The 948-nt window shown below is 46.4% G+C and carries 1 protein-coding gene; it reads left to right on the top strand.

Annotated features, from left to right (window positions below; genetic code table 11):
• Positions 1 to 948 (top strand): hypothetical protein (locus tag ACR0IU_RS22275; RefSeq protein WP_480717788.1); only part of this gene is annotated, 948 nt, incomplete at both ends.

Below are 948 nucleotides of genomic sequence, written 5' to 3'. Positions count from 1 at the left end.
CACCGGGTGCTGGGTTTGAAGTGCAGGACTTTACTCAGCATTCTTCCCCTTTGCTTGTTTTGGGGGACTCAAACACCCTGGTGGATCTGACGATAAAGCACAAAGATGTCTCCAGCGCTGCGGTAAACAATAATGGCGCAACTATTCAAGCATATGGAAACGACATCCAGATTCTGAATTCTTCTTTTGAGGGGGACCCGAAAGAATTTGTTCGAGCCAGCGGTGAGAACCTTTCTGTTGTCGATACGGTTTTCGATGGAGCGTTTTACCAACTGTACTGGAACGCCCACACAAATAACTTCGTTGTTGAAAACTCCCTTTTCATGAACTCCGATGGAGATGGCATTAAAACAGTCAAGACCAAAACAGGGGTTGGTACTCAAAATGCGACAATCTCCGATTCGGTGTTTCTCAACAATGCCCGTGATGGCATAGACACGACTGGTGGCTTTAAGGACAGTTCCGTTATTGACAGTTATTTCGTGGGCAACGGAGTGAATGGCCTGGACATCAAAACACCCATTTTGAGTGAAGGCGACCTGAATCCAAGCTCTGCCAACAGCAACATAACCATCACGGGTTCTGAGTTCATTGGTAATACAAACAGCATTACCCTGACGACCAACGACAAAGCAAAGATTTTGACTAACAACAATTTCTTTGATTGGGCTGTGCAAGACATTTTCATCAGTGACTCGGTGTTTGAAGGCACCAAAAATATGGTGCTCTCAAAAGGTGCAACAGGTGTTTATGCCGACAACGTTACTTTCTATGGCGACGTAAACGCCTACAGGGAAGTGAAGCACAATGAACTGGATCATTTATCCATTGATGTGAACACCGACCTGAATATCAGCAATGTCGCCACAGGAGCTTCAAGGCCCGGCATTTTGGACGTTGACTATGCAAGTCTGGCTGGTCCGGACTGGTCAACACTGTCATACCCGG

The sequence above is a fragment of the Ruegeria sp. CL5 genome, assembly GCF_056536485.1.
The sequence above is the reverse complement of the archived record's forward strand: the minus strand, read 5'-3'. Positions and strand labels throughout refer to the sequence as shown.